A 25,529-nucleotide genomic window follows, 5' to 3' on the forward strand; every position below is an offset into this window, starting at 1 on the left:
ATCCATGAAAACATAACTCATTGATTTATAACGAATATCTGTCAGGCCGAAGGTTGGCACACCGCTTGCGACATATACGTAACCCTGCAGCCAATCAGATTGGCGCAGATTCTGAGAAAAACAGGAGTTACCCGTATGAAGAAGTTCGCTATTGCTGCTGCTACCGCCACTGCTCTGACTCTGACTATGGCCAACGTAGCCATGGCTCAGACCTCTGCTCAAGCTCCAATGACCGTAGCTGCCAACGAAGTCGCCAAAACCAAAGAAGCTACTTCTGACACTTGGATCACCACCAAGGTCAAATCTGATCTGCTGACCGAAAAAGGCATTCCAGGCTCCGACATCAAGGTTGAGACCAACAAAGGCGTGGTATCCCTGTCGTCGACTGTCGCTGTTACCGAAGCACAGAAAACCACCGCTGTTGCGATCACCAAGAAAATCAAAGGCGTGAAGGCTGTTTCGGCTGACGGCCTGAAAGCTGAGTAATTCCATTCGGTAGAGCCTCCGGCACAATTGTCTGACAGTGTGAAAGTCGTCAGCTGACTGATCCAGGTTCATGCGAAAGGCCGCAGCAATGCGGCCACCAAAAGCCCTGACGCCCGCGTCGGGGCTTTTTTATGCCCTGATTTCAGCCCATCCTCCTCGCTGTTTCACCAGCGCCAGAGCGTTTGACATATTCTCGCCACACCCGCTGCGTTACTCTTCTGCGCTTCTTGATATCCAAATGGAAGGATTTTTTCAATCCATCCGAAATGAATCGGATCAGCTGTGCACATTAATTGCATATCACGCAGCCCATTGTGGAACGGGTAGAGAATCTACCCACAGGTTTGACGCTTTGATGACGTGTCATCAGCTACAGTCTGGCATGACGCTTTGCTCACCCTTTGTCACGCTGCCTTACACCGGGCCAGGCCTGAAACTCTTTTGCTGTGAGAAGTAGATGCCCACGATTCCCTTGCTCATTTGCGACGACTCCAACATGGCGCGGAAGCAACTCATTAGGGCCCTGCCGCCCGAGTGGGATGTTTCAGTGACCACGGCAACCAATGGCCGTGAAGGGATCGAGGCGATTCGTCAGGGTCTGGGCCGCGTTGTGCTGCTGGATCTGACAATGCCGGACATGGACGGCTATCAGACATTGGCGGCCATCCGCGCGGAAAGCCTGCAGACCAGCGTCATTGTCGTCTCCGGCGACGTTCAGGAGGAGGCGGTGCGCCGTACCCTCGAACTGGGCGCACTGGCGTTCCTGAAAAAACCGGCCGATCCCGATCAGTTGCAGGAGACCCTCCAGCGGCTGGGCCTGTTGGGGGAGGGCGCCGATCAGTCGCTGGCTCCGGCATCCGGCCTCGATCAGGCGGAGATCAGTTTTAACGACGCATTCCGCGAGACCGTGAACGTCGCGATGGGCCGCGCGGCCGCTTTGCTGGCGCGGGTGTTGGGCGTATTCGTGCAACTGCCGGTGCCTAACGTCAACATGCTGGAAGTGGGCGAGTTGCACATGGCGCTGGCCGATGCCCAGGCCAACGACCGGCTCACGGCGGTGTGTCAGGGCTACATTGGTGGTGGCATAGCCGGCGAGGCGCTGTTGTTGTTTCATGATTCGGAAATCGCCGACATGGCGCAGTTGATGAAGATCGATGACGCCGACTATTCCGACATGGAAATGTTGCTGGACCTGTCCTCCATCCTGATCGGCGCCTGTCTGAGCGGTATTGCGGAGCAGCTCGACATCGCCTTTTCCCAGGGCCACCCGCAAGTGCTGGGATTGCACAGCGGCATTGAAGAGCTGATCCGGCTCAACGAGCGGCGCTGGAAGAAGACCCTGGCTGTGGAGATCAGTTACAGCCTGGAGGGTCATAACATCCATTTCGATCTGTTGATGTTGTTCACCGAAGATTCGGTCGAGCTGCTGTCGCGGAAACTCGCCCACCTGATGAGCTGATTCATGAACGATCGTATCGATTTCAAGGAATTGCACTGGCTGCTCACCGTGACGCAGAGCATCGACGTCGGCGTGGTGGTGCTGGATCAGGAATACCGGGTGCAGGTCTGGAACACCTTCATGGAGAACCGTTCCGGGATACTGTCCTACGAAGCAGCGACCCGCTCGTTCTTCTCGTTGTTCCCGGAGATCAACGAGCGCTGGCTGAAAAACAAGATCGACAGCGTCATCACCCTCGGCACCCCAGCGTTCACGATCTGGGAGCAGCGCCCCTTTCTGGTTCGCTTCAAGAGCTATCAGCCCATCACCGGGCAAGAAGACTTCATGTACCAGAACACCACGATGTTTCCCCTGCGGTCGACGACCGGCGTGGTCACCCATGTGTGTCTGGTGATCTACGACGTCACCGATGTGGCGACAAACCGTCTGCAGTTGCAGGCGGCCAACCGCGAGCTGCAGAAGCTATCGAGCACCGACCGGCTGACCAGCCTGTACAACCGCGGCCACTGGGAAGAAGCATTGCGTCTGGAGCATGCGCGGCATGTGCGTTACGGCACCACGGCGTCACTGGTGATGTTCGACATCGACCACTTCAAACGCGTCAACGATACCTATGGGCATCAATGCGGCGACCGGGTGATTCAGCGGGTGGCGGACGTGGTGCGTGAGCACATCCGCGACGCTGACATCGCGGGTCGTTACGGCGGTGAAGAGTTCGCGGTGCTGCTGCCCGATACGGACAAGCAGGGCGGCGCCATGTTTGCCGAGCGTCTGCGCGCCGCCGTCGAGGCGCTGGACGTCATGCAGGAAGGCGAAGCCATTCATTGCACGATCAGCCTGGGCGTCGCTGACATGACCTCGCCCATGGACGACTACAAGATGCTCATCGAACGCGCGGACCAGGCGCTGTACGAGTCCAAGAAGAACGGGCGCAATCGTGTGTCGGTGGATGCGTCGGATTGAAGCCCGGATAACGTCTGCATCCAAGGCCGTCTTCACCCGCTAGGACAACTCCGCGAAATCGCTGAGCACGTCATCCCGCAGCTCGATAAACCGCGCGTCGCTGCGATTGCGCGGGCGTGGCAGGTCTACGTCGACGATACGCCGGATGCGCCCCGGATGCGGTTGCATCACCACCACCCGATCACCGAGATAAACCGCTTCATCCACATCATGGGTGACGTGAACCATGGTGATCTTTTCCTGCTGCCAGATGTGCTGCAACTCACGCTGCAATCGCGTACGGGTCAGCGCATCCAGCGCGCCGAAGGGTTCGTCGAGCAACAGCACGCTGGGCCGATTGACCAGCCCTCGGGCGATCGCCACCCGTTGCGCCATCCCGCCGGAAATCTGGTGTGGGTACGACCCTGTGAAATCCTGCAGGCCCACCAGCTGAATGTGTTCGCGCACGGTCTCATTTTTCTGCGCCGCAGTCAGCGGCGCGTTTTTCAGGCCGACCGCGACGTTCTGCTCAACCGTGAGCCACGGGAACAGCCGGTGATCCTGAAACACGATGCCGCGCTCCAGGCCCGTGCCCCTGATCGGCTTGTCGTCCAGCAGGATGCGGCCGTCAAATTCTTCGTCCAGGCCGAGGATCAGCCTGAGCAGGGTTGATTTGCCACAACCACTGGCGCCGACGATGGTGATGAACTCCCCCGGCGCGATGTCCAGCTGGACGTTATCCAGTACCTGCAGTTGGGTGTCGGCTGCTGTGCTGGCGAAGCGCTTGCTGATGTTTTCCAGACGCAGGCCATTGCCCTGCGATGGGGAGATGGCCCGGGCGACGGGCTGTGCAGTAAGCGGTTGAGTGGCTGGCATGGGCTTTCCTTCAGAAATAAGGTTTTGCGAAGCGAGAGAGTCGATTGAGGCTGAACACGATGGCTTTAGCGCGGGGCGATGCCGTACAGCCGTTGCAGGCGTCGTTCAAGAAGGCGCGCCAGGACGTTAAGTCCCCAACCGACCAGCCCGATGACGATCATGCCGAACAGCACGAGGTCCATCATGAAGTGCTCGCTGCCATCGATCAGTGTGTTGCCGATGCCGCTGCCTGACACCAGCAGGTATTCCGCGCCGATGGTCGCCAGCCACGAATAGACCAGCGCCAGGTAGATGCCGGTGAAGATCGACGGCAGTGCTGCCGGCAGCATGACGCCGATGATGGTCTGCCATCGGGTGAAGCCGTAGACCTTCGCGACTTCCAGCAGCGCGGGGGAGACGCTGCGCAAGCCGTCGCACGTGTTGACCACCACCGGCACCAGTGCGGCGAGTGACAGAAACACCACTTTGGCGACGTCGCCCAGCCCGAACCACACTGAGATCAGCGGGATCCAGGCGAACAACGAGATCTGTTTGAAGGTGTTGAAACTCGGGCCCACCAGGCGCTCGAACAGCCGTGAAAACCCCAGCAGACAACCGAGCACCAGGCCCAATGTGGTGCCGATGAAGAAGCCGCTCACGTCGCGCGCAAGACTGGCGGAAATCGCGCGCCAGAACTGCGCGGAGGTCACTTGCTCCCAGGCGGTGACCGCGACCTTTTGCGGCGAGACCAACAGGCCGGAGCTGCTCCAGCCCTGACTCGACGCCAGCCACCACACGGCGACCGCCACGATCGGCACGGCCCACCCTCGATAGCGGTGGGTCTGGCCGGCTTGCGGGATAGTCAGTGTGTTCATGCGAGTCTCCCGGTCTTGCTCGGGCGGCCTCGGTTGAGGCGCCGCTCGACGAACTCGAACCCGCGATCAATCAGCAGACCCATCGTGCCGACCACCACCACGGCGGCCATGACCAGGTCCAGCTGGAACAACTGCCGACCGTAGGCAATCAGGTAGCCCAGCCCTTCGCTGGACGCCAACAGCTCAACCACCACCAGCGACAGCCAGGCCTTGGTGAAGCCCAGGCGCAGGCCGGTGAAGATCGGCGCAACGGCGGAGGGCAGGACGATATCGGTGACGATCTGGCGTTGGCTGAACCCGTACGCGCGGCCCACCTCCAGCAAGCGCTTGGGCACTTCATGGAAGGCTTGCAGCGTACACAGCGTCACCGGGACCAGCGCGGCATGGGCAATCAGCACGTATTTCAGTGGCTCGCCGATGCCGAACAACAAGAGCGCAAACGGCATCCAGCCCAGTACCGGAATCTGCACCAGCGCGTTGAAGGTCGGCAGCAGGTAATCCTCCACGGTTTTCGACAAACCCATCGCCAGTCCCAGGGTGATGCCCAGCGCCGAGCCAATCAGAAAGCCCACCAGCACGCGCTGCAGACTGGCGGAAGCGTTCAGCCACAAGTCGCCGCTGCTGACCAGATCGCCCAGCGTCTGGTAAACGAACGCGGGCGGCGGCAGCACTTGCTCCGACAACCAGCCGCGTTCAGTGCCGAGGTACCACAGCCCCAGCAGCGCGACGGGCAGCAGCCAGGCCAGCGCGACGTTGGCAGCGCGGGTTCGCCAGGCCGTGGCGGTTTTGACAACCGGGACGCGGCGAGGGGCACGCGACGGTGAACGGGGCAGGCGCTTGACCGGCGCCACGGTTTTCGCCGGGAGGTGCTGCCGATCAAGGGCTTCAGCGGTGGCTCGGGCCATGGCGTCAGCCTCCGTTGTTGACGGGTTTGTCCGAAGACGCCGTCGCTGTGTTCGCGGCTTTGCCGTCTGCGCCGTAGGAGGTCCAGTAGTGCTCGAGGCCTTTGGCTTTCAGCGCGTTGTCCAGATAGCGGGTGTCGAACCAGCCGTCGACGCTCACTGGCCGACGGATCATTTTCTCGTCCTTGGCCTGATCGGCGACGGCTTGATAGCGGTCGCGCAGGAATTCATCCACCAGCGGTGACGCGCTGTCGCGCAAATCCAGTCGATTGAAGTCAGCTTGCAGCGAGGCCAGCGGTTCATTGGTCTTCGCCCACTCGTTGAGCACGGCGTCGCGGTTGCCGGCTTCGGATTCCCATCGCGCGGCATCGACCAGTACGTTGACGACTTTTTGCACGTTGTCGGCGTGCTGTTTTTCGTAATCGCCACGAACCACCAGGGCGCACTGGCGCGTGTAGCGCACGTTGTTGTCAGGGTTGTCGAAGATGATGTCGACCAGCCCCTGATCGCGCAGCTTGAACAGCTCGCGACCGCCGAATGCGGCATCGACGCCTTTGGACGCCAGCGCGGCCTGGCTGCTGCCGCTGTCCAGATTGATCACTTTCAGGTCGCGCTCGGTCATGCCGTGATCGGCAAGCAATTTGATCGAAACCAGATGGCCGTTGGTACCACGGAACACCGCGACCTTCTTGCCCTTGAGGTCTTCGACGGTCTTGATGTCGGAGCCTTTCGGCACGGCCAGATACACATTCGAGCGCACGCCGATGGCCGCAAGCAATTTGGTGTCCAGGCCGTTGGAACGGCCGACTACCGCAGGCAAGTCGCCTTCGTAAGCGAAGTCCAGTTGCTGATTAGACAGCGCCTCGTTGACGGCCGGCCCGGCGCCCTTGAAGAAGAACCACTGCACTTCGGTGTCGGTGCCGGCGAAGGCTTTTTCGAGGAGCTGCTGGTTGCGCACGATGCCTAACGGCGAGCCGCTGAACGTGACCGGATCACCGCCACCGGCGCTGGCCACGCCAATGCGCAGAACGTCGGCCTCGGCCAAGGGCATCATCAGCAGCGCCGCCAGTGCGGTAGCTACGCTTGTTTTGCTGAATAAAGATGTTCGCTTGGCGTTTGCCATGACGGTTCTTCCTTGGAAAGTGGGTGACGCGCAATCAGGCAGCCAGGTGTTTCTTGTCGGCTTCTGTTTTGGGCGAGAGGGTTTCGGGTGTGGGTTTGATGGCCTGACTGGCGCGTCCGTCGACGCCGACCGGAATGTCGCCCGCCACAGTGGTACGACGCACCACGCGCTCGGCCTGGCCGTAGTCGTTGACGGCAATGTGTTGGGTGGCGCGGTTGTCCCAGATCACCACGTCGCCTTCGTTCCAGCGCCAGCGCACGGTGTTGTCCAGATGGGTGATGCGATCGTGGAACAGGCGAATCAGCTGTTTCGAGTCGTTGCTGCTGACGCCCTGAATCTGTTTGACGAAGTGGCCGAGCAGCAGGCTGCGCTCGCCGGTTTCGGGGTGCACGCGCACCAGTGGGTGTTCGGTTTCATAGACTTCGGCGGTGAACTGTTCGCGGTAGCGTTTCACGCCCGCTTCGCCGGTGTCTCGGGGCGCCGCATAGTCATAGACATTGGTGTGCAGTGCGCGCAGGCCGTCGGCCAGGGTTTTCAGGCTGTCGGGAAGGTCAGCGTAGGCGGCTGCCGTGTTGGCCCATACCGTGTCGCCGCCGTAGGGCGGGATGACCACCCCGCGCGGGATCGAGATTTTCGGGTAGTTGGCGACGAAGGTGACGTCGGTGTGCCAGGAGTTGGCGCGAGTTTCCTTCGCGTCCAGGTGCAGGATGGCACTGCTTTTTTCAGCGGAACGTACGGTGGGGTGAGGGACCTGATCGCCGAAACGGCGGGAGAAGCCTTCGTGCTGCTCGTCGTTGAGAAACTGCTCACGGAAGAACAGCACCTTGTGCGTGAGCAGCGCCTGATTGATGAAATCAAAATCCTGCGCGGAGACATCGGCGGAGAGTTTGATGCCGCTCACCTCGGCACCGATTTTCCCCGCAACGGGTTTGATCTGAATCGCCATGTCCGTAACCTCGATCTGAGCTGTTGTGGCTCAGATCATAAGGATATAAATCGGCGGTCCGCTAATCACAATTTGGCATAAATATAGAAGGAGAGTTTATGCGTGAGGTTAATGTCATGGGCTGAAGGTCATAAGCCCAAGAGATTCCTGCGCAATTGGATCACCTCACATCTGCGGTGCATCCTCCTGCAGACCCTGCCCCTTCCAGGTGCCGAGGGATCTTCGCAGCCGGCTGGCCAGCGAGCTGCTGCCGTGGACGTTGTGATAGTGAAACACCGCTGTGGCGCGGAGGGCGTCTTCGGCCACGGGCATGTTGGTGTGCAGCGAGCGATAGCCCCAGAACAGGTACAGGTGGCCGGGTTGCATGGCGATGCGGGTGAACGCCTTTTCATCCCTGGCGACTTTGCTCCTGAGACGGCGCTGCACCCAGCCGTTGTCCACTCGCACCTTGTCCAGCAGGTTGGAGAAGTAGGTGCGGCGGATCGGCCGACGGTTCGGCAGCATCAGCAGGTCGCCGCGTTCGCCGCTGGTGGGCATGCAGACCGGCATGATGGTGGTCAGCACAAACGAGTCGTAGTGGAAGATCAGCGATTCGCGACGACCGCCGCTACCGGTCAGGCAGCGTAACGTCTGGGTCATGCCGTTTTCGCTGGAGCGATGACCGGTGGCTCCGGCCACAATGCGCCGGCATAAATCGATGAAATCCCGAGATGTACCCCATTCATGAAGCGGCGTGCCTTGCACGGCCTGTCGGCCCGAGAGTGCCACGTAATCGTTGCCACAGTCGGCAACCGTGCGGGCGACCAGCGCTTGCAGTGCTTTGAGTTGGGAAGGGCTGGCCCAGCCGGGCAAGACAGCGTATCCGTCGCTGTCGATGGCCTTGATCAAGCTCTGGACCTGAGCTTCCGAAAAAGTGGTGTAGGGCATCTGGCGGCAACCTCATGACGTTGACCGAGGAACGGAGAAGCCCATCGGACCTACTGCTTGAGATATACCGTTTCAGCCGGGCGAGGCCGAAGCCTAGCAGCTAGCACACGTTTATCCATGTGCACGGAGAGAATATTTCAAAATGTTTATTTTCGCGGGAAAAGCTCGCTTTTTCGTCCATTTATGAAACAGATCGACGCAAGAGGCCCCGAGCAGAAGGGGTGCTGAGTGTAACGTTATTGTGTCGCGAGATATGTCAAGGCCACTTTGCGATCTTTAAGCCACGTGGCGGGCCATCTGGATGGCAGTGCGTTTTACCCGCTCGACGATGTCCAGACCGGTTGAGCGGCAGAGCGGGGCCGAGTGTGTGGCTCAGCCCTTGAACAGGGGTTCTTCGAGGCCCTGGACGCCAGGGTGTAACGCGAACACGCCACCGGCCAGCGGCTGGTCGCTGATGTCGCCGCCGGGGCGTATCGAGGTGACGTAAAGGGTGTCCAGACCCGAACCGCCGAAGGCACACATGGCGGGCTTTTTCACGGGCACCTTGAGCGAGCGATCAAGCTTGCCCTCGGGGGTGAAACGATGGATCACGCCTTCATCGTTGCCGCAGATCCAGTAGCAGCCCTCGGCGTCGACTGCTGCGCCATCGGGGCGGCCGGCGTGGTGATTCATGTCGACGAACAGTCGGCGGTTGCGCGGCGTGCCGGTGTCGATGTCGTAATCGAAGGCCCAGATTTTCTGCACGGAAGGGTGGGAATCGGAGAGGTACATGATGCAGCCGTCCGGGCTGAACCCCAGGCCATTGGGCACGATCATGTCGGTAATCTGCGCAGTCAGCGGCTCCGCCTGGCCGGCGCCGTAGCGATACAGCGAACCCACCGGCGACGCTTTTGCCATGTCCATGAACATGGTGCCGGCCCAGAAACGGCCCTGGCGATCGCAGCGACCGTCGTTGAAGCGCATGTTGTCGCTGGCGTGTTTCACGCCGCTGAGCAGTTGCGTGGTGACGGTACCATCGTCCTGAGGATGAAGGCGGAACAGGCCGCTTTCCATGCCGGCCAGCCAGCTGCCGTCTTCGTAGCGAGCGATGCAGGCGAGCATTTCCGGTGCTTCCCAGTGCGTGGTGCGACCGTCTTGCGGGCTCCAGCGATGGAGGCGACGGGCCGGAATGTCGACCCAGTAGAGTGCCTGTTCCTGAGCGTTCCAGACCGGCGATTCACCCGTGGCGTTGCGTGCATCGAGAATCAGCTCTGCGTCCATGACAATCATTCCCGGATTTTTACTATGGAAGGCCGACCCCGCAGTCGGCCTGGTCGTCGTCGGCCCTTACTCGTCGCCAAAAGGCCCGGACTCCACGAACGCACCGCCCTGGTAAACCATGGTGGGGTCGTCGGACGCCGGCATCGGCTGCGCTTCGACCTTGGCGCGAAAGGGCTCGGAACTGTCTTTCGGCTGATAGCCCAGGTGATTGGCCAGGCGGTTATCCCACCAGACCTTGCTGTTGTCCGACGCGCCGTAAACGATCGTGTGGCCGACGTTCTGGGTGAACAGCCCGAGCTCGATCAGCTGGGTCAGGTCGTCGTAGCTCAACCAGCTGGAAAGCATGCGGCGGTTCTGTGCTTCAGGGAATGAGGAGCCGATGCGGATGCTGACGGTCTCGATGCCGTAGCGATCGAAATAGAAGCTGGCCATGTCTTCACCGTAGGATTTCGACAGGCCGTAGTAGCTGTCCGGACGACGCACAGCGCTGGCGTCGATGACTTCATCCTGACGGTAGAAACCGATGACGTGGTTGGAGCTGGCGAAAATCACTCGCTTCACGCCATGCCGGCGTGCCGCTTCGTAGATGTGGAAGATGCCACAGATGTTCGGGCCGAGGATTTCTTCGAAGGATCGCTCGACCGAGACGCCGCCAAAGTGAACGATGGCGTCAACGCCTTCGACCAACTGGTGAACCGCCTTTTTGTCGGCCAGGTCGCAGATCTGGATTTCCTCGTGGGGGCCGGCGGCCGGTGCCATGTCGGCGATATCGGACAGGCGCAGGATCTTGGCAAACGGACGCAGGCTTTCGCGCAGGACTTTACCGAGGCCGCCAGCGGCGCCCGTCAGCAAAATGCGGTTGAGCGGGGCCTGGGCGTTGAATTCAGTCATCGTGGGAAGCCCTGATTCTGATGTTGTTTTTATGGTGTCATCGGTTGTCGTATGACGTTTGCAGGATTATCGACAGGGCCCGCAAATTTTGTCAACGCGACGAAGGTTTCAATCCCATGGGGTCGTCCTCGCTGGGCCAGTGCGGGGCACTACCCGAACGGTACTCGTCACGGGCTTACCAACGGTCGCTGGCGGATATTGCGGACCCCTTGTTTCTCTGCTAATTTCGAAAATGTTAACGATGACATTTCCGCTTAAACAATAAAAACAACGGGATTTTTCGCTATGACAACTCGCCTCAAGAAGGGCTTTTCCGCCGCTCTCTGTTCCCTCGCTGTGGCCGTCGCCTGCGGCACCGCCATCAACGTTCAAGCCGCCGACGCCGCCAAGACCGGTCCGCTGAAAATCGGCGCTTCGTTTCAAGAGATCAACAACCCCTATTTCGTGACCATGAAGGACGCCCTTCAGGACGCCACTGCCAGCATCGGTGCAACGCTGCTGGTCACTGACGCGCGCCATGACGTGTCCAAGCAGATCAGCGACATCGAAGACATGCTGCAGAAGGGCATCGATATTCTGATCATCAACCCGACCGACTCGGTCGGTGTTCAGTCCGCCGTCAAACAGGCCCACGACAAAGGCGTGGTCGTGGTTGCCGTCGACGCTCAAGCCAATGGCCCGCTGGACTCGTTCGTCGGCTCGAAGAACTTCGACGCTGGCGTGCAGGCTTGCGATTACCTGGCCAAGAACATCGGCGAGAAGGGCGACGTCGGAATTCTCGACGGCATCGCGGTGGTGCCGATTCTTGAGCGCGTGCGCGGCTGCAAGGAAGCCCTGGGCAAGTACAAAGACATCAAGATCGTCAGCATTCAGAACGGCAAGCAGGAGCGTGATCAGGCGCTGACCGTGACTGAAAACATGCTGCAGGCGCAGCCCAATCTCAAAGGCCTGTTCAGCGTCAACGACAACGGTTCCCTTGGCGCCCTGGCGGCTATCGAATCCAGTGGCATGGACGTCAAGCTGACCAGCGTCGATGGCGCGCCCGAAGCCATCAAGGAAATCCAGAAGCCCAACAGCAAGTTCATCGCCACTTCCGCTCAGTACCCTCGCGACCAGGTACGTCTGGCCCTCGGGTTGGCGCTCGCCAAGAAGTGGGGCTCACAAGTCCCGGCGACCATTCCGGTCGACATCCTGCTGGTGGATCAGGCCAAGGCCAAGACCTTCACCTGGTAAGGGGCGTGGCGCCTCTCGCCTGAGTCTTGTTTGCCCAGGCGGGCGCCACGGATTGATGTGAGTTGCGCAGCGATGTTCTGCTGCGACGAGGTGCCCATGAGCTGCCTTCTGCAATTGGAAAACATCTGTAAAAGCTACCCCGGCGTGCAGGCGCTCAAGTCGATCAACCTGCAGGTCGAGCGCGGCGAAATTCACGCGCTGCTCGGCGAAAACGGCGCGGGCAAATCGACCCTGATGAAGATCCTCGCGGGCGTCGAACATCAGGACAAAGGCAGCATTCTCATTGACGGCGCGGAGCAGCATTTCGCGACCTACAACGAGGCCATTGCCGCCGGCATCGGCATCGTCTTTCAGGAATTCAGCCTGATCCCCTATCTCAATGCCGTGGAGAATATTTTCCTCGGTCACGAGATCGTCAACGGTTTCGGCTTGCTGCGAAAAGGCGAGATGCGCGAGAAGGCCATCGCGCTGTTCGACCGCCTCGGCGTGAAGATCAATCTGGATTGTTCGGTGCAGCACTTGAGCGTCGCCGAGCAGCAGTTTGTCGAGATCGCCAAGGCCCTGGCCCTTGAAGCACGCTTGCTGATTCTCGACGAGCCGACTGCCACCCTGACGCCATCCGAGGCCGAGCTGCTGTTCGACATCATGCGCGAACTGAAAAGCCAGGGCGTGGCGGTGATCTTCATCTCTCACCATCTGGAAGAGATTTTTCAGGTTTGCGACCGCATCAGCGTGCTGCGTGATGGCGCCAATGTCGGCGCCCTGACCGTCGCCAACAGCGACATCGACACGCTGGTGGAGATGATGGTGGGGCGGCGTCTGGAAGCGAGCTTTCCGCCCAAGCAGTCCCGCGCTCAAGGCGAAGTGGTGCTGCAAGTGCGTGATATCCAGCTCACCCGCAACGGCCCGCACAACAGTTTCAATCTGCACAAGGGCGAGATTCTCGGCTTTGCCGGGCTGGTGGGGTCCGGGCGCACGGAGCTGGCGCTGGGCGTGATAGGCGCGTTGCCGGTGGTCAGCAAGGATGTGCTGCTGCGGGGTCAGCCGGCGCACCTTAATGATCCGGCGCAAGCGCTGGCCAGTGGCATCGGCCTGTTGCCGGAGAGCCGAAAGAGTGAAGGGCTGATCGTGGATTTCAGCATTCGCGAGAACATTTCCCTGAACAATCTGGGCAAGTACGAAGGCGCGGCGCACCTGCTTGATCGGCACAAGGAGGACACCACCACCGCTCAGCTGATGAAGCAGCTGTCGATCAAGGCGCCAAGTTGTGAAAGCCGGGTGATTAATCTCAGCGGCGGCAATCAGCAGAAGGTGGTCATCGCGCGCTGGATCAATCACCACTGCGACATCCTGATCTTCGACGAGCCGACCCGAGGTATCGACGTCGGCGCGAAGGCGGAGATCTACACCCTGATGCGCACACTCACCGAACAAGGCTTCGCGATCATCATGATCTCTTCGGAACTGCCGGAAATCATCGGTATGTGCGACCGCGTGGCCGTTTTCAACAAGGGCGCTATCGTCAACGTGCTGGAGGCTTCGGCCATCAATCCGCAGGAAGTGATGCGCCACGCCACCGGGAGTCTGAACAGTGAACACCTCCATTAAACCCATGACCGCGCAGCCCAACCGGATGCAGCTCAACTTCGCTCGATTGATCCGTTCGCCAGCGTTTTACCCCTTCGTCGGTCTGGTGGTGGTGACGGTCTTCATGATCTTCGCCAGCGACAAGTTTCTCACCGGCGCGAACCTGGAAAACATCGCCCGCCAAGTGTCGATCAACGCAATCATCGCGGTCGGCATGACCTGCGTGATCCTCACCGGCGGCATCGATTTGTCGGTGGGTCCGGTGATGGCCTTGTCCGGCACGCTGACCACCGGCCTGATGGTCGCAGGCGTGCCGGCGCCGATCGCTATCCTTGTCGGTTTGCTGATTGGCGTGGGCTTCGGTGTGGGCAACGGCATCTTCGTCGCGTACCTGAAAATGCCGCCGATCATCGTGACGCTGGCGACCATGGGCATCGCGCGCGGGCTGGGCCTGATGTACACCGACGGCTACCCGATTGCGGGCATGCCGGACTGGTTCGCCTGGTTCGGACGCGGCACGCTGTTCGGCATTCAGGTGCCGATTCTGATCATGCTGGCGACATACTTTTTCGCCTCGGTGCTGCTGCAACACACGCGTGTCGGTCGCTACGTTTATGCCATCGGCGGTAATGAAGAAGCCGTGCGTCTGTCCGGCGTGCGCGCCTCGCGGTTCAAGCTGCTGGTGTATTCGATCAGCGGGCTGACGGCGGCGATTGCCGGGCTGGTGTTGTCGTCGCGGCTGATGAGCGGGCAACCGAACGCTGGCGTCGGTTTCGAGCTGGACGCCATTGCGGCCGTGGTGCTGGGCGGTGCGTCGATTGCCGGCGGTCGCGGCGTGATCATTGGCACGCTGGTGGGCGCGATGCTGTTGGGCGTTCTTAACAACGGCCTGAACATGCTGGGCGTCTCGCCGTATGTGCAAAGCGTGATCAAGGGCGGAATCATTTTGCTGGCGATTTTTATCAGTCGGCAGCGGCATAAATAAACAAAAAAGCAGCGCCTGTAGGAGCACGCTTCTACACGCCATCCAACGATCAAAACAGGTGAACCGACATGGAACAAAACACTACAAATACTATGCAAGCCGTCGTCTGCCATGCGCCGAAAGACTACCGTCTGGAGCAGATCAGCAAGCCCGTTGCGCGGGCCAATGAACTGGTGATTCGCATTGGTGCCTGCGGGATCTGCGCCAGTGACTGCAAGTGCCATTCAGGGGCGGCGATGTTCTGGGGCGGCGAGAGCCCGTGGGTCAAGGCCCCCGTGGTGCCGGGCCACGAGTTCTTCGGCTACGTCGATTCGGTGGGCGAGGGCGCTGAAGAGCACTTCGGCGTAAAGGTGGGTGACAAGGTCATCGCCGAGCAGATCGTTCCGTGCGAGAAGTGCAAATTCTGCAAGTCCGGCAAGTACTGGATGTGCGAAGTGCACAACATCTTCGGCTTCCAGAAAGACGTCGCCGAGGGCGGCATGGCGCAGTACATGCGCATCCCGAAGACGGCCATCGTGCATCACATTCCCGAGTCGGTTTCGCTGGAAGATTCGGCGTTGATCGAGCCGATGGCCTGCTCGATTCACACCGTCAACCGCGGTGATGTTCAGCTCGACGACGTGCTGGTGATCGCCGGCGCCGGCACGCTGGGCCTGTGCATGGTGCAAGTGGCTGCGCTGAAAACGCCGAAGAAACTGGTAGTCATCGACATGGTCGACGAGCGCCTGGAACTGGCGAAAAAATTCGGCGCCGACGTGGTGATCAACCCGAACCGCGACAACGCGAAAGAGATCATCAACGGCCTCACCGACGGCTACGGCTGCGACGTTTACATCGAGACAACGGGCGTGCCGATCGGCGTTACCCAAGGCCTTGATCTGATCCGCAAGCTGGGCCGCTTCGTGGAGTTCAGCGTGTTTGGCGCCGAGACCAGCGCTGACTGGTCGATCATCGGCGATCGCAAGGAACTCGACGTACGTGGCGCTCACCTGGGCCCGTATTGCTACCCGATTGCCATCGACCTGTTCGAGCGCGGGCTGGTGACGTCAAAGGGCATCGTCACCCACGACTTCGGTCTGGACGACTACGCCGAAGCGTTTGCCCTGGCGGACTCGACCAAGTCGATCAAAGTGCTGCTCAAACCCGTCAACGGATAACGCAGTCTCTGTAGGAGCCATCGGAGGTTACGACGGTCGCGATGCGGTTTACCTGACACAACGCTTTCGCGACCGTCGTAACCTCCGATTGCTCCTACAGGGAACCGTGGCACGCCTCAGGTAAACCAATAACAAGAGAGCGCACCCAGATGGATTACGTCATCGGTGTCGACATCGGCACCCAAAGCACCAAGGCATTGCTGGTCGATGGCCAAGGCCGGATCGTCGCGCAGCACAGCCACAGCTATAAGGTCGACACCCCTAAACCGCGCTGGGCCGAGCAATGGCCGCAGGTCTGGCTCGACGCCGTGGAAATCTGCGTCGCCGCCTGCATGCGCAAAAGCGCGTTGCCGAGGGACAGCGTCAAAGCCCTGTGTGTCAGCAGCCTGTATGGCGGCTCCGGCATCGCGGTCGATGCACAGATCAAACCCTTGTACCCGTGCCTGATCTGGATGGACCGCCGCGCCGAGGCACAGGTCGAGTGGGTCAACCGGCACGTCGACCTCGAACGGCTTTACACGATCACTGGCAACTCGGTGGACAGCTATTACGGCTTCACCAAAATGCTCTGGCTCAAGGATAAACAACCGCAGGTTTGGGCCGACACGCGCTACCTGCTGCCGCCCAACAGCTACATCAATTACTGCCTGACCGGCGAGGTCGCGGTGGACCACAGCTCTGCCGGCAACATCGGTGGTGTTTACGACGTAAAGGCCCGGGGCTGGTCGGCCGAGATGCTCGACGCGTTGGGCATCGCGGCGTCGATGATGCCCGAGCGGCTGGTTCACTCCGGTGATGTCGTCGGCGGCCTGTTGCCCGAATCGGCCGACCGCCTTGGGCTTGCTCCTGGCATTCCGCTGCTCGGTGGTGGCGTCGATGCCGCCATGGCGACCTTCGCCGCGGGCGTTACTCAGGCCGGCAATCACGTGGCGATGATCGGCACCAGCATGTGCTGGGGCTACCTCAATCAGCAGGTCGATGCCCGCCACGGTCTGGTCAGTTTTCCCCATGTCTTCAACGGCGCCAAAGACCTCTACATCTTCGGCGGCGCGATCACCGCCGGTGCGTCGGTCAGCTGGTTTCGCGAGCAGTTCTGTCAGGCTGAAGAGCAGCAAGGCAGGGAAAGCGGCGAAGACAGCCACGTCATTCTCGAACGTGCGGCGATGAGGATTCCGGCCGGCAGCGACGGCGTACTGTTCCAGCCGTATCTGATGGGCGAGCGCAGCCCCGTGTGGGACGCTAAAGCCAGCGGCAGTTTTGTGGGCCTGAGCCTCTATCACAGCCGAATCCATCTGTATCGCGCGGTGCTCGAAGGCGTTACGTTCGCGCTTCGGCACAACATCGAAGCGGGCACCAAAGGCGCGCAGTCCCTGGACCCTCGGCTGATCGTGATCGGCGGTGCCAGCCACTCGGACCTGTGGATGCAAATCATCGCCGACGTCACTAACTTTCCGGTCTACACCATCGTGCAGGAGGTCGAGGCGGCGCTCGGTGCAGCCTTGCTGGCGGCCCACGCGGTCGGGTTGGTGGATGAGGCGCAGGTCCACAAAGGCTGGGTTCAACTGGAGCGGCGGGCCGAGCCTCAGGCCGAGAACGTCGCACTGTATTCACGACTGTTCGCCGATTACGTGGCGCTGTACCCGGCGCTGAAACCGATCATGCATCGCTTGCAGGGAGCGTGACTGTGAACACGGCTCAATTTGATTTCAGCGGCCAGCGCATTCTGGTCACCGGCGCCAGCAGCGGCATCGGCTGGGAGGTCGCGCAGCAGTTGCTGGCCAGCGGCGCGGAGGTGTATGCCCTGGGCCGCGATGCAGCGGCTCTGGAAAAACTGGCAGGACAAGGCTGTCAGGTCTTGCGCGTGGACGTGGCCGATCAGCCGTCATTGGCCGCAGTGCTGGCGGACTTGCCAGTAATGCACGGCCTGGTCAACTGCGCGGGGATTTCGGTACTGGAATCCGCGACCGAGGTCAGCGCTGCGGCATTCGATCAGGTCATGGCGATCAACGTGCGGGCGGCGGCGATGATCGCGGGAGCGATAGCGAAGAAGATGATTGCCGAAGGCGTGGCCGGCAGCATCGTCAACGTGTCCAGCCAGGCTTCGTTGGTGGCGCTGGACGACCACTTGAGCTACTGCGCGTCAAAGGGCGCGATGGATGCCATGACCCGTGTGCAGTGTGGCGAATGGGGACGCTACGGGATTCGCGTCAACAGCGTCAACCCCACCGTGACGCTGACGCCCATGGCGCAGATGGCGTGGGGCGAGCCAAGCAAACGCGACCCGGCGCTGGCGGCGATCCCCCTCGGCCGCTTCGCCGAAACCGCAGAAGTCGCAGCGCCGATCCTGTTCCTGCTGAGCAGCGCAGCATCGATGATCAGCGGCGTGTCGCTGCCGATTGATGGGGGTTACACGAGCCGTTGAAGGCTTGGATTCAGCACCTGTGTGGATACTAAATGCGTGTTTATTGTGGGAGCGAGCTTGCTCGCGAAGGCGTCGGTGAAACCGCTAAATCACCTTCGCCTGGAATGCCTTCTTCGTGAGCAAGCTCACTCCCACAGGGATCCCGTTTGCTCTAAGGGTGCGTAGGTTTCACGACTAAGGTTGCCGGTGGATGGCCGATGAAAAATTACCCGCCAACCCCATTCTCCAGCTCCCCGACAATCACCACCTGCGCCTTCGGCAAATGCCGATCCTCGATTCGCTCCATCAGCATCTTCACCGCGCTGCTTCCGGCCAGCGAGGCATCGTGGGCGATGCAGGCGATGGGGATGCCGAAGATGTCGGCGAACGGCAGCCGGTCGATACCGCAGATGGCCACGCTGTGGTGGGCAATATCGCGGTCACGCAGGGCCTTCATGGCGCCCAGCGTTATGAGCTGATTGAAGCCGAAAATGGCGTCTGGTACTGGATGGTCGCGCAGGTAATCCAGCGTGCTTTGGTGCGACGGTTCCAGCGTGTAATCCCCGGCAAACACATCCAGCTGCACCGGCTTGCCGCTCTTGGCAATCGCCGCCTTCACGCCCTTCAGGCGTTCCTCGGAGATCCGCGAATGCGCAGGACCGGTCAGCACCAGCATGCGACGCATCGCCGGGCTCTGCGCCAGCAGGTAACGCGCGCCTTTCAGACCACTGTGATAGTTGTCGAGCACCACATGGCTGAACGGGCTGGAAGGCAGCGCGCGGTCCAGCTGCACCACCGGGATGTCACCATTGCTCAGCCGGCTCAGATAGACCGGTTGGTACGCCGGCTCGTCTGACACCGGCGACAGCACTATGCCCGCCACGCGATAACTGAGCAGCGTATCCACCGCTTTGGCTTCGAGTTCTTCGGAGCCGTCAGTGTCCACCAGCATGATGGTGTAGCCACGGGTCTTCGCCTCGCGGGAGATCGCCTTGATCATCTCGCTGTAGAACGGGTTGTCCACCGACGCGGTAATGACCCCGATGATCATGCTCTCGCTGCGCTTGAGGCTGCGGGCAAAGGCGTTGGGGACGTAATCGAGTTCTTGCGCCACTTCCAGGATGCGCGCCAGGGTGGTGGGCTTGACCAGATCGGGTTTGTTCAGCGCCCGGGAAACAGTGACAGGCGTCATGTTCACGCGGCGTGCGATGTCGGAAATGGTGACGGGGGTTTTCTTGCTCATGGGCGATTGGCTGCCTGAAATCCGGGACAACCTGCGGGGCAGTCGCATCCCTCCAAAGAGTGCCAAGGCTAGCACGATGGAGGGCGCGAAAGGGATGCCGATGTCGGCGCGCGTCGGCGAACCGACGGCTAAATTATCGGACGCTGGCTGAGTGCCTGAAGACCCTCCGTCGATGCGCCGACGCCAGGGTCAGACGCTGGTTTCCATTGCCTCGGCGACAGCGCGACGTCTGGCTTTGACGGGCACGGAAATCTGCAGTTCGGTGAGCTCATCAAAGCGCGAAAGATCGCGGCGCAACTCCAGAAAGTAGTCCAGCGCGCCGCCCAGGCAAATGCTGTAGGCCAGCAGTTCGACGCCTTCTTCGACGGTGGTTTTCGCCAGCCGCGCGTAGCCGCCCTGAAGGATGCCGTGCCACAGCGAGCCCATGCCGAAGAGTCGCGAGAAGATCAGCACCAGCAGGCCGGCCATGATGAAGCCGAACGCCGGACGCAGGGAAAAACGGGCGAGGCCCGAGACGACGTCGCGCCACGCGTTCCTGTGACCCAAGGCCTTGTAGACGCAAGTGCCAGCGGTGAGCAGCGCAGGCCACAGCCAGAAGCTGTGACTGATGGGGTCAAACAACCCGTCCAGCTCACGAATCAGCATGCAGGCGAAGAAGCCGCCAATCAGGATGCCGACGCCACGTTGCCCAGGTTGACGCGCCGAGAGCCAGAACAGACCGGCGATGATTGCCAGCATCACTTCCTGACTGACCTCGGTGAACGAGGTTTCGAGAATGTCCGTTTTAGCGATAAAGATGTCGATGAACACCATGCCGATACTGAAGAGCGTAAGCGCCAGCATGACGCCGAATCGCGTTAATGCTGATTTAACAAGTTGTAGATCGTTATTCACAAGTTTTTCACTGTTGAGCGAGTATTAAGGGCGGGACTCTAAAGAACTTTCCCGGGTTAGCCAAACAGCGGACGAGTTCATTCTTTTAGTTCTTCTTCCACTCAGTAAAAGTCTTTTGTGATAATCGGTATTGCAGTTTTCCAAATCTGCGATTTCGTCTTGGTTATCTCGTCAGTATGGCTCAATCGGGCCTCTGATCCGCGCTGATGGGCGTGAGGCATGCAAAGTCAAAGTGTTTAACATGATGATGAATATGTTCACGCATACTTCAAAATTGCCTCAGCATGAACCTCGGTAACGCTCTCAGGTCTACCTTGCCTGGTCTGTATCAGCGACACTGCCAGTCTTGTTTATACCGGTGCCCGGAGCGCTCATGTCCTTGCCTGCTTCCTCTTCTTCTACGCGCGACTTCATCTTTGCCGCCTGCGCGTTACTCATCGCCATGGTCGGCACCACGCTGCCCACGCCGCTCTATGCCCTCTATCAACAACGGCTCGGCTTTGACGCGAGCTGGCTGACGATCATCTTCTCGATCTACGCGGCGGGCGTTATTGCAGCGCTGCTGGCGGTCGGCAGTTGGTCCGATCAGTTGGGGCGCAAGCCATTGTTGCTGGCAGGGCTGGCGATGGGGGCGATTAGCGCGGTGATCTTTTTGTTCAGCGATTCGATTGGCGGTTTGCTGATCGGACGGCTTTTTTCCGGTTTCAGCGCGGGCATCATGACCGGCACGGCAACTGTCGCCGTCATTGAACTGGCCCCCAAAACCTGGAAGAACGCCACGCTGGTGGCCACGGCCGCCAATATGTTCGGCCTTGGCATCGGGCCTTTGCTGGCCGGCTTTACTTCGCAATTTCTGCCGGATGCGTTGCATCTGGTGTTTTACGTGCACTTGGTAATGCTCGTGCTGGCGACGGTCGGTATCGCGCTGATTCGGGAGACCGTGCAGCGTCCGGCCATTCTGAAACTGGGTATTCAGAAGCCATCGGTTCCAGCCTCAGTGCGCAGCGTGTTTATTTCCGCGTCCATCGCCGGGTTGGCGGGTTTTAGCGTGGCAGGTCTGTTCACCAGCATGGTGCCGTCGGTGATGATTCACGTCATGCACGAGCAAGGCGGGCTGTTGATTGGCGCTGTAATCGGCTTGTTTTTCGTGGCGTCGATCATTGGCCAGGCGTTGCTGCAGGTGCTGCCAAAGGACCGGCACATGACCCTCGGTTGCGTCGGGCTGATTGTCGGCATGATCTGTCTGGGACTGAGCATTGCCACGTCGCAGTTGGGGCTGTTGATCGCGGCGGGTCTGGTGGCAGGCATCGGCCAGGGCATGATCCTGCGCGCCGGCATGGGCGCGGTCACCGCCAGCAGCCCGCCTGATCAGAAGGCAGCGGTGACGTCCGCATTCTTTGTGGTGCTTTACGTGTCGATTTCCGTGCCGGTGGTGGCGGTGGGTTTCAGCGTGCGGGTGTTTGGTCTGGAGCATGTGGGCGAGTTCTTCGCCGGACTGGTGGCCGTGGTTGCGTTGCTGGCGATGATCAGCATGAAGCGCGTGCAATCGAAACAGGCTGCCCTGTCGGCATCCGGGAGCTGAACAATGAGTGTAAAAGTAGGCTTGATCTCGGACACCCACGGCTTGCTTCGGCCTCAGGCACTCGCGGCGTTGCAGGGCTGCGATTACCTGATCCACGGCGGCGACATTGGCAAGCCGGAGATCCTCGACGCATTGATGGCCATCGCGCCACTGACGGTGGTGCGAGGCAACAACGACACCGATGACGCCTGGGCGTGCGACGTGCCCTATGAAGCGTTCTTGCGAGTTGGCGATGTGGCGATTTATACCACCCACATACTGGCCGATGTGCCGAAATCATTGCCGGATGAGGTGCGCGTCGTGGTCACCGGCCACTCCCACCGGCCCTTGCAGCAGATGCGCGATGGCGTGCTGTTCATCAACCCGGGCAGCGCCGGACCGCGACGTTTCAAATTGCCGATCACGGTCGGCCTGCTGCACATCGAGGGTGATGACGTGCGCGGTGAGTTGATCGAGCTGGCGCTCACATAAGCCCATCCAGTGCGCTTACGACGCAGTCCAGTGTGAGAGTGAGGTTGCTTACGAAGACGATCTTCCCTCCACCAAATATCTAGCGGATGTAATGGCCTCTTCGCGAGCAAGCTAGCTACCACAAGTGATCTGGCAACTGATAGGGCTTCGGCGAACACGGTCACTGTGGGAGTGAGCTTGCTCACGAAGACGTTCATCCAATCGCCAAGTTATTTAGCGGATGTACGGGCCTTTTCGCGAGCAAGGTGGAGCGCCACCCCGGTCGCTCCCACAGGTCATCCGCCAACTAAAGGATCTGCGGCATCCTCGTTACTTCGCGATCGGGTCCAGGCCGCTGGCTTTGATGGCCGGGGCGGCTGCCGAAGAACTCAGAAACTCCAGAAACTGTTTGGCCTGTTCAGGGTGTTTGCTCATGGTCACGACGCCGGCGGAGTAGAGGGTCATCTGCTGCGCCTGGTCGGGGATCAGGCCGATGATGTCGATGCCGTCCACCGGCTTGAGCTCGCTCAGCTGTTGAAACCCAATTTCAGCGTCTCCACGCGCAACGACTTCACCGACGGGCTCGGCGGGAATCATGCGGCTTTTGCTCTGAATGCGATCGGCGATGTGCATCTGGCTAAACAACACGCGGGACAGGTAAACGCCGCTGGCGCTGTCCGAATAGGCGATGCTTTTTGTGTCCAGCAGGGTCTGCTTGAAGGCTTCCATGGTGCTGATGTCAGGGTGGGGCGCGCCATGACGTACGGCCATGGCGATGTAGGATTTGCCCAGATCGACACGGGTTTTGGGATCGACCTTGCCGTCCTTGATCAACTTGTCCAGCGCCGCACCCACCATCAGCACCACGTCCGCCGGCTCGTGGCGGGCCAGTCGGTTTGGAATCGCCTGGGGCGTCGCGCCCATCGATGGGGCTACCTCGCCTTGCAGCTTTACGCCGGCGCGCTGTTCGTAATCGGGGGCAACAGCCTTGAACGCACCCATGATCCCACCGGAACTCAGGACGATCAGTTGAACGGGGGCAGGTGCCGTGGCGGCGTGGGAAAAAGCGACTGGAACGAGGGAGAGGGCGGCACTGAGGAGGTAAGGCAACATTCTTTTCATGGAGATAAACCCGGCGTTGGAGATGAATATGACGAAATAAAACAGCGCGGGCAGTATGTGGCAATTGTGAGATCAGTAAATCCCTTTCTTGCCGATACGCCTGCGCGTTTCGTCTTCAACCCCTTGCAGTGCCTGCGCCGGGCGGCTTTTCGCCCGACGCAGATAAAGCCGCTTTACACCTTGAAGTGGCTGACCAACATCTGCAGCTGGTTGCCCAGGCGGGCGAGTTCGACGCTGGACGCGGCGGTTTCTTCGCTGGCGGCGGCGGTCTGTTCTGACACGTCGCGCACGTTGACGATGCTGCGGCTGATCTCTTCGGCCACCGAGCTTTGCTGCTCGGCAGCGGCAGCGATCTGCTGGTTCATGGCCTGGATGTTCGACACCGTCTGGGTAATGCTTTCCAGCGAGGTACCGGCCTTGCGGGTCAGGGCAACGGAGCTGTCAGTCAGGTTGCGGCTGCTGAGCATGATCTCCGAGACTTGGCGCGTTCCGTTTTGCAGCGCGGCGACGAGGCCTTCGATCTCTTCGGTGGATTGCTGGGTGCGTTGCGCCAGGCCACGGACTTCATCGGCGACCACGGCAAAACCGCGACCGGCTTCACCGGCCCGTGCGGCCTCGATGGCAGCGTTGAGGGCCAGCAGGTTGGTCTGCTCGGCGACGGCCTTGATCACGTCCATGACCTTGCCGATCTTGTCGCTTTCCTGTTCCAGCACGGTCATCGCGTCGGTGGAGCGAACCACCTCAGTGGCCAGCTTCTCGATCTGGACGATCGCTTCACCCACCACTTTGTCGCCCTCCCGTGCCTGCTTGTCAGCGGCAGAAGCGGCGACCGATGCTTGCTCGGCGTTGCGCGCCACCTCGTGAACAGTGGCCGACATTTCGTGCATCGCGGTGGCGACCTGGTCGGTTTCCACTTTCTGGCTGTTGACCCCGGCGCTGGTCTGTTCGGTCACGGCCGACAGCTCCTCGGCAGCGCTGGCAATCTGCGTGACGCTGTCACGGATGCCGCCGATCAATTCGCGCAGCGTGGCGCCCATGCGCTGGATGCCCATTTGCAGAACGCCCAGTTCATCTTTGCGGGTGACGACCATGTCGTGGGACAAATCGCCCGACGCAATGCGGTCGACCACGGCCAGTGTCTGTTGAAGCGGACGGGTGATCTGACGGGTAATGATGATCGCCGCCAGCGTACCGAGGATCAGCGCCAGGAGCGTGCCGGCCAATTGCAGCGTGCGAGCTTGCTGGCTGTCGGCCTGGCCGAGGGTGATCTGCAAGTCATTCAGTTGCTGGGCCAATTTGACAATGGCGCTTCCTTCCTCGGTCATCTCGGCCCGCGTCGTGTTGATCGTGTCCGTCGCGACCTTGAATCCCTGCACCGATTGGCGATAGCCGTTCAGCGCCGCTTCCAGCTGTTTCAGACGTTCGCCCTGAGTGCCGCCAAACATGGCGTTGAGCGGCGCGAGGCCGTCCATGGCGCTGGTCAGTTGGCGCATGGCCGTGTCTTCGGTTTTGGCCGAGACGCTGGCGGTGTAGCCGCGCACTTCATAGCGCACCAGCATCACGTCTTCGCGGGCTTTGATGACGGCCTGGTACTGCTCGAAACGGCGTTCGTCCGTCGGGTCGATTTTCATTACGTCGTCGTTGATCGCGGCGATCAGGTCGGCCGCCTTCATGGCGTCAACGCCCATGTCGGCGCGAACCTTGGCGCTCGCCTGATAGGCCTCGCGCATTTTGCTCAATGAGGTCTCATAAGCGGCGATCTGCTCGCCCAACGCCTTGATGGGCGCGACGTTCAGTGGATTGCTGAAGGTTTTCTGCAGAAATTGCTGCTGCGCCTTGAAGCTTTCGAGCGCAGTCTGCACGGTCTGCGCAGCGGCTTCGTCGCCATTGCTGAGCATGTACTGCAGCCGCGTAATCCGAAGGTCAGTCAGCTTCTGGCTGAGTTTGGTGATGTCGGCAACACGGTCGCTGCGGTAGGTCATATTGCCCAGGCTGTTCCAGCCCACCAGAGCCAGCAGGGCAGTCAGTACAAGCACGACACCGAAACCGAGGGCCAGCTTCATGTTGACGCTAATGTTCGCGAACCAGCTGTTCATTCCATTTCTCCAGATCCGTAAATATTTGAAATCGTCAGCTGGAGGGTTTTTGTTATGGAGCCAGCAAAACATTCATGTGTACGAATGCATCGGCAGATTCGCGAGAATCTGAA

23 protein-coding genes and 1 pseudogene are annotated in these 25,529 nt (G+C 60.4%); 11 read left to right on the forward strand and 13 right to left on the reverse strand.

Annotated elements, in window-relative coordinates; genetic code table 11:
• The first annotated feature begins 135 nt into the window (after positions 1–135).
• The 3 genes from IFT47_RS16860 (at position 136) to IFT47_RS16870 (ending at position 2,908) form a co-directional block, all read left to right on the forward strand.
• On the forward strand, positions 136–486 hold the full coding sequence (locus IFT47_RS16860) for a BON domain-containing protein (RefSeq protein ID WP_074888508.1): 351 nt from the start codon (positions 136–138) through the stop codon (positions 484–486).
• Between the two features lie 457 nt (positions 487–943).
• Positions 944–1,945: a response regulator gene (locus tag IFT47_RS16865; RefSeq protein ID WP_192173304.1), complete on the forward strand. Its 1,002-nt coding sequence runs from the start codon at positions 944–946 to the stop codon at positions 1,943–1,945.
• A 3-nt stretch (positions 1,946–1,948) separates the two neighbouring features.
• Entirely contained in the window at positions 1,949–2,908 is a 960-nt protein-coding gene (locus IFT47_RS16870) for a sensor domain-containing diguanylate cyclase (RefSeq protein WP_192173303.1), read from the forward strand.
• A 39-nt stretch (positions 2,909–2,947) separates the two neighbouring features.
• Here the strand turns inward: IFT47_RS16870 and IFT47_RS16875 are convergent, their stop codons facing one another.
• The 8 genes from IFT47_RS16875 to IFT47_RS16910 all read right to left on the reverse strand — a co-directional run bounded on the left by IFT47_RS16875 (position 2,948) and on the right by IFT47_RS16910 (position 10,666).
• Entirely contained in the window at positions 2,948–3,763 is an 816-nt protein-coding gene (locus IFT47_RS16875; RefSeq protein ID WP_192173302.1) for an ABC transporter ATP-binding protein, read from the reverse strand.
• Positions 3,764–3,828: 65 nt separating this feature from the next.
• Positions 3,829–4,617 carry an ABC transporter permease gene (locus tag IFT47_RS16880; protein WP_192173301.1) on the reverse strand — a complete coding sequence of 263 codons (789 nt, stop codon included), beginning with the start codon at positions 4,615–4,617 and terminating at the stop codon, positions 3,829–3,831.
• Positions 4,614–5,522: an ABC transporter permease gene (locus tag IFT47_RS16885; protein WP_192173300.1), complete on the reverse strand. Its 909-nt coding sequence runs from the start codon at positions 5,520–5,522 to the stop codon at positions 4,614–4,616. Before IFT47_RS16885 ends, IFT47_RS16880 begins: the two co-directional genes overlap by 4 nt.
• 4 nt (positions 5,523–5,526) lie before the next feature.
• Complete coding sequence (locus IFT47_RS16890; RefSeq protein ID WP_192173299.1) at positions 5,527–6,642, reverse strand: ABC transporter substrate-binding protein; 1,116 nt, start codon at positions 6,640–6,642, stop codon at positions 5,527–5,529.
• 34 nt (positions 6,643–6,676) lie between these two features.
• On the reverse strand, positions 6,677–7,588 hold the full coding sequence (locus IFT47_RS16895) for a TauD/TfdA dioxygenase family protein (protein ID WP_192173298.1): 912 nt from the start codon (positions 7,586–7,588) through the stop codon (positions 6,677–6,679).
• A gap of 165 nt (positions 7,589–7,753) precedes the next feature.
• The gene (locus IFT47_RS16900) at positions 7,754–8,515 is read right to left on the reverse strand and encodes a hypothetical protein (RefSeq protein WP_192173297.1); all 762 of its coding nucleotides are present in this window, start codon (positions 8,513–8,515) and stop codon (positions 7,754–7,756) included.
• Positions 8,516–8,887: 372 nt separating this feature from the next.
• A complete protein-coding gene (locus IFT47_RS16905; protein WP_192173296.1) occupies positions 8,888–9,775 on the reverse strand; it encodes an SMP-30/gluconolactonase/LRE family protein in 888 nt (295 codons plus the stop codon).
• Between the two features lie 66 nt (positions 9,776–9,841).
• Complete coding sequence (locus IFT47_RS16910; RefSeq protein WP_192173295.1) at positions 9,842–10,666, reverse strand: NAD-dependent epimerase/dehydratase family protein; 825 nt, start codon at positions 10,664–10,666, stop codon at positions 9,842–9,844.
• A gap of 285 nt (positions 10,667–10,951) precedes the next feature.
• On the opposite strand from IFT47_RS16910, the gene IFT47_RS16915 reads away from it, so the two are divergent.
• From IFT47_RS16915 to IFT47_RS16940, 6 genes are all read left to right on the forward strand, one after another.
• A complete protein-coding gene (locus tag IFT47_RS16915; protein ID WP_192173294.1) occupies positions 10,952–11,899 on the forward strand; it encodes a substrate-binding domain-containing protein in 948 nt (315 codons plus the stop codon).
• Between the two features lie 96 nt (positions 11,900–11,995).
• Positions 11,996–13,507, forward strand: coding sequence for a sugar ABC transporter ATP-binding protein (locus IFT47_RS16920; RefSeq protein ID WP_192173293.1), 1,512 nt, complete (start codon positions 11,996–11,998; stop codon positions 13,505–13,507).
• Between the two features lie 4 nt (positions 13,508–13,511).
• Positions 13,512–14,471, forward strand: a complete 960-nt coding sequence (locus IFT47_RS16925) for an ABC transporter permease subunit (protein WP_192173466.1) — start codon at positions 13,512–13,514, stop codon at positions 14,469–14,471.
• Positions 14,472–14,539: 68 nt separating this feature from the next.
• Positions 14,540–15,628 (forward strand): alcohol dehydrogenase catalytic domain-containing protein, encoded by a 1,089-nt coding sequence (locus IFT47_RS16930; RefSeq protein ID WP_192173292.1) that lies wholly within the window; start codon positions 14,540–14,542, stop codon positions 15,626–15,628.
• A 149-nt stretch (positions 15,629–15,777) separates the two neighbouring features.
• Complete coding sequence (locus IFT47_RS16935) at positions 15,778–17,310, forward strand: FGGY-family carbohydrate kinase (RefSeq protein WP_192173291.1); 1,533 nt, start codon at positions 15,778–15,780, stop codon at positions 17,308–17,310.
• 2 nt (positions 17,311–17,312) lie between these two features.
• Complete coding sequence (locus IFT47_RS16940) at positions 17,313–18,050, forward strand: SDR family oxidoreductase (RefSeq protein ID WP_192173290.1); 738 nt, start codon at positions 17,313–17,315, stop codon at positions 18,048–18,050.
• A 205-nt stretch (positions 18,051–18,255) separates the two neighbouring features.
• Here the strand turns inward: IFT47_RS16940 and IFT47_RS16945 are convergent, their stop codons facing one another.
• A complete protein-coding gene (locus tag IFT47_RS16945; protein WP_192173289.1) occupies positions 18,256–19,272 on the reverse strand; it encodes a LacI family DNA-binding transcriptional regulator in 1,017 nt (338 codons plus the stop codon).
• A 189-nt stretch (positions 19,273–19,461) separates the two neighbouring features.
• Positions 19,462–20,115 (reverse strand): hypothetical protein, encoded by a 654-nt coding sequence (locus IFT47_RS16950; RefSeq protein WP_192173288.1) that lies wholly within the window; start codon positions 20,113–20,115, stop codon positions 19,462–19,464.
• Positions 20,116–20,539: 424 nt separating this feature from the next.
• Here IFT47_RS16950 and IFT47_RS16955 point away from each other — a divergent pair, with 424 nt between their 5' ends.
• Together IFT47_RS16955 and IFT47_RS16960 are read left to right on the forward strand one after the other, a co-directional pair.
• Positions 20,540–21,748 carry an MFS transporter gene (locus IFT47_RS16955; RefSeq protein WP_192173287.1) on the forward strand — a complete coding sequence of 403 codons (1,209 nt, stop codon included), beginning with the start codon at positions 20,540–20,542 and terminating at the stop codon, positions 21,746–21,748.
• A 3-nt stretch (positions 21,749–21,751) separates the two neighbouring features.
• The gene (locus IFT47_RS16960) at positions 21,752–22,219 is read left to right on the forward strand and encodes a metallophosphoesterase family protein (RefSeq protein WP_192173286.1); all 468 of its coding nucleotides are present in this window, start codon (positions 21,752–21,754) and stop codon (positions 22,217–22,219) included.
• A 309-nt stretch (positions 22,220–22,528) separates the two neighbouring features.
• Here IFT47_RS16960 and IFT47_RS16965 read toward each other — a convergent pair whose 3' ends face one another.
• The 3 genes and pseudogenes from IFT47_RS16965 to IFT47_RS28190 all read right to left on the reverse strand — a co-directional run.
• Positions 22,529–23,320: a substrate-binding domain-containing protein gene (locus tag IFT47_RS16965; protein ID WP_192173285.1), complete on the reverse strand. Its 792-nt coding sequence runs from the start codon at positions 23,318–23,320 to the stop codon at positions 22,529–22,531.
• A 173-nt stretch (positions 23,321–23,493) separates the two neighbouring features.
• A complete protein-coding gene (locus IFT47_RS28185; RefSeq protein WP_446731163.1) occupies positions 23,494–24,411 on the reverse strand; it encodes a methyl-accepting chemotaxis protein in 918 nt (305 codons plus the stop codon).
• Positions 24,397–25,488, reverse strand: a pseudogene (locus IFT47_RS28190) (methyl-accepting chemotaxis protein); the annotation flags it as partial. The gene IFT47_RS28185 and the pseudogene IFT47_RS28190, both read right to left, overlap by 15 nt.
• Positions 25,489–25,529: the final 41 nt, after the last annotated feature.

The organism is Pseudomonas sp. CFBP 13711, assembly GCF_014842265.1.
GTDB lineage: Bacteria > Pseudomonadota > Gammaproteobacteria > Pseudomonadales > Pseudomonadaceae > Aquipseudomonas.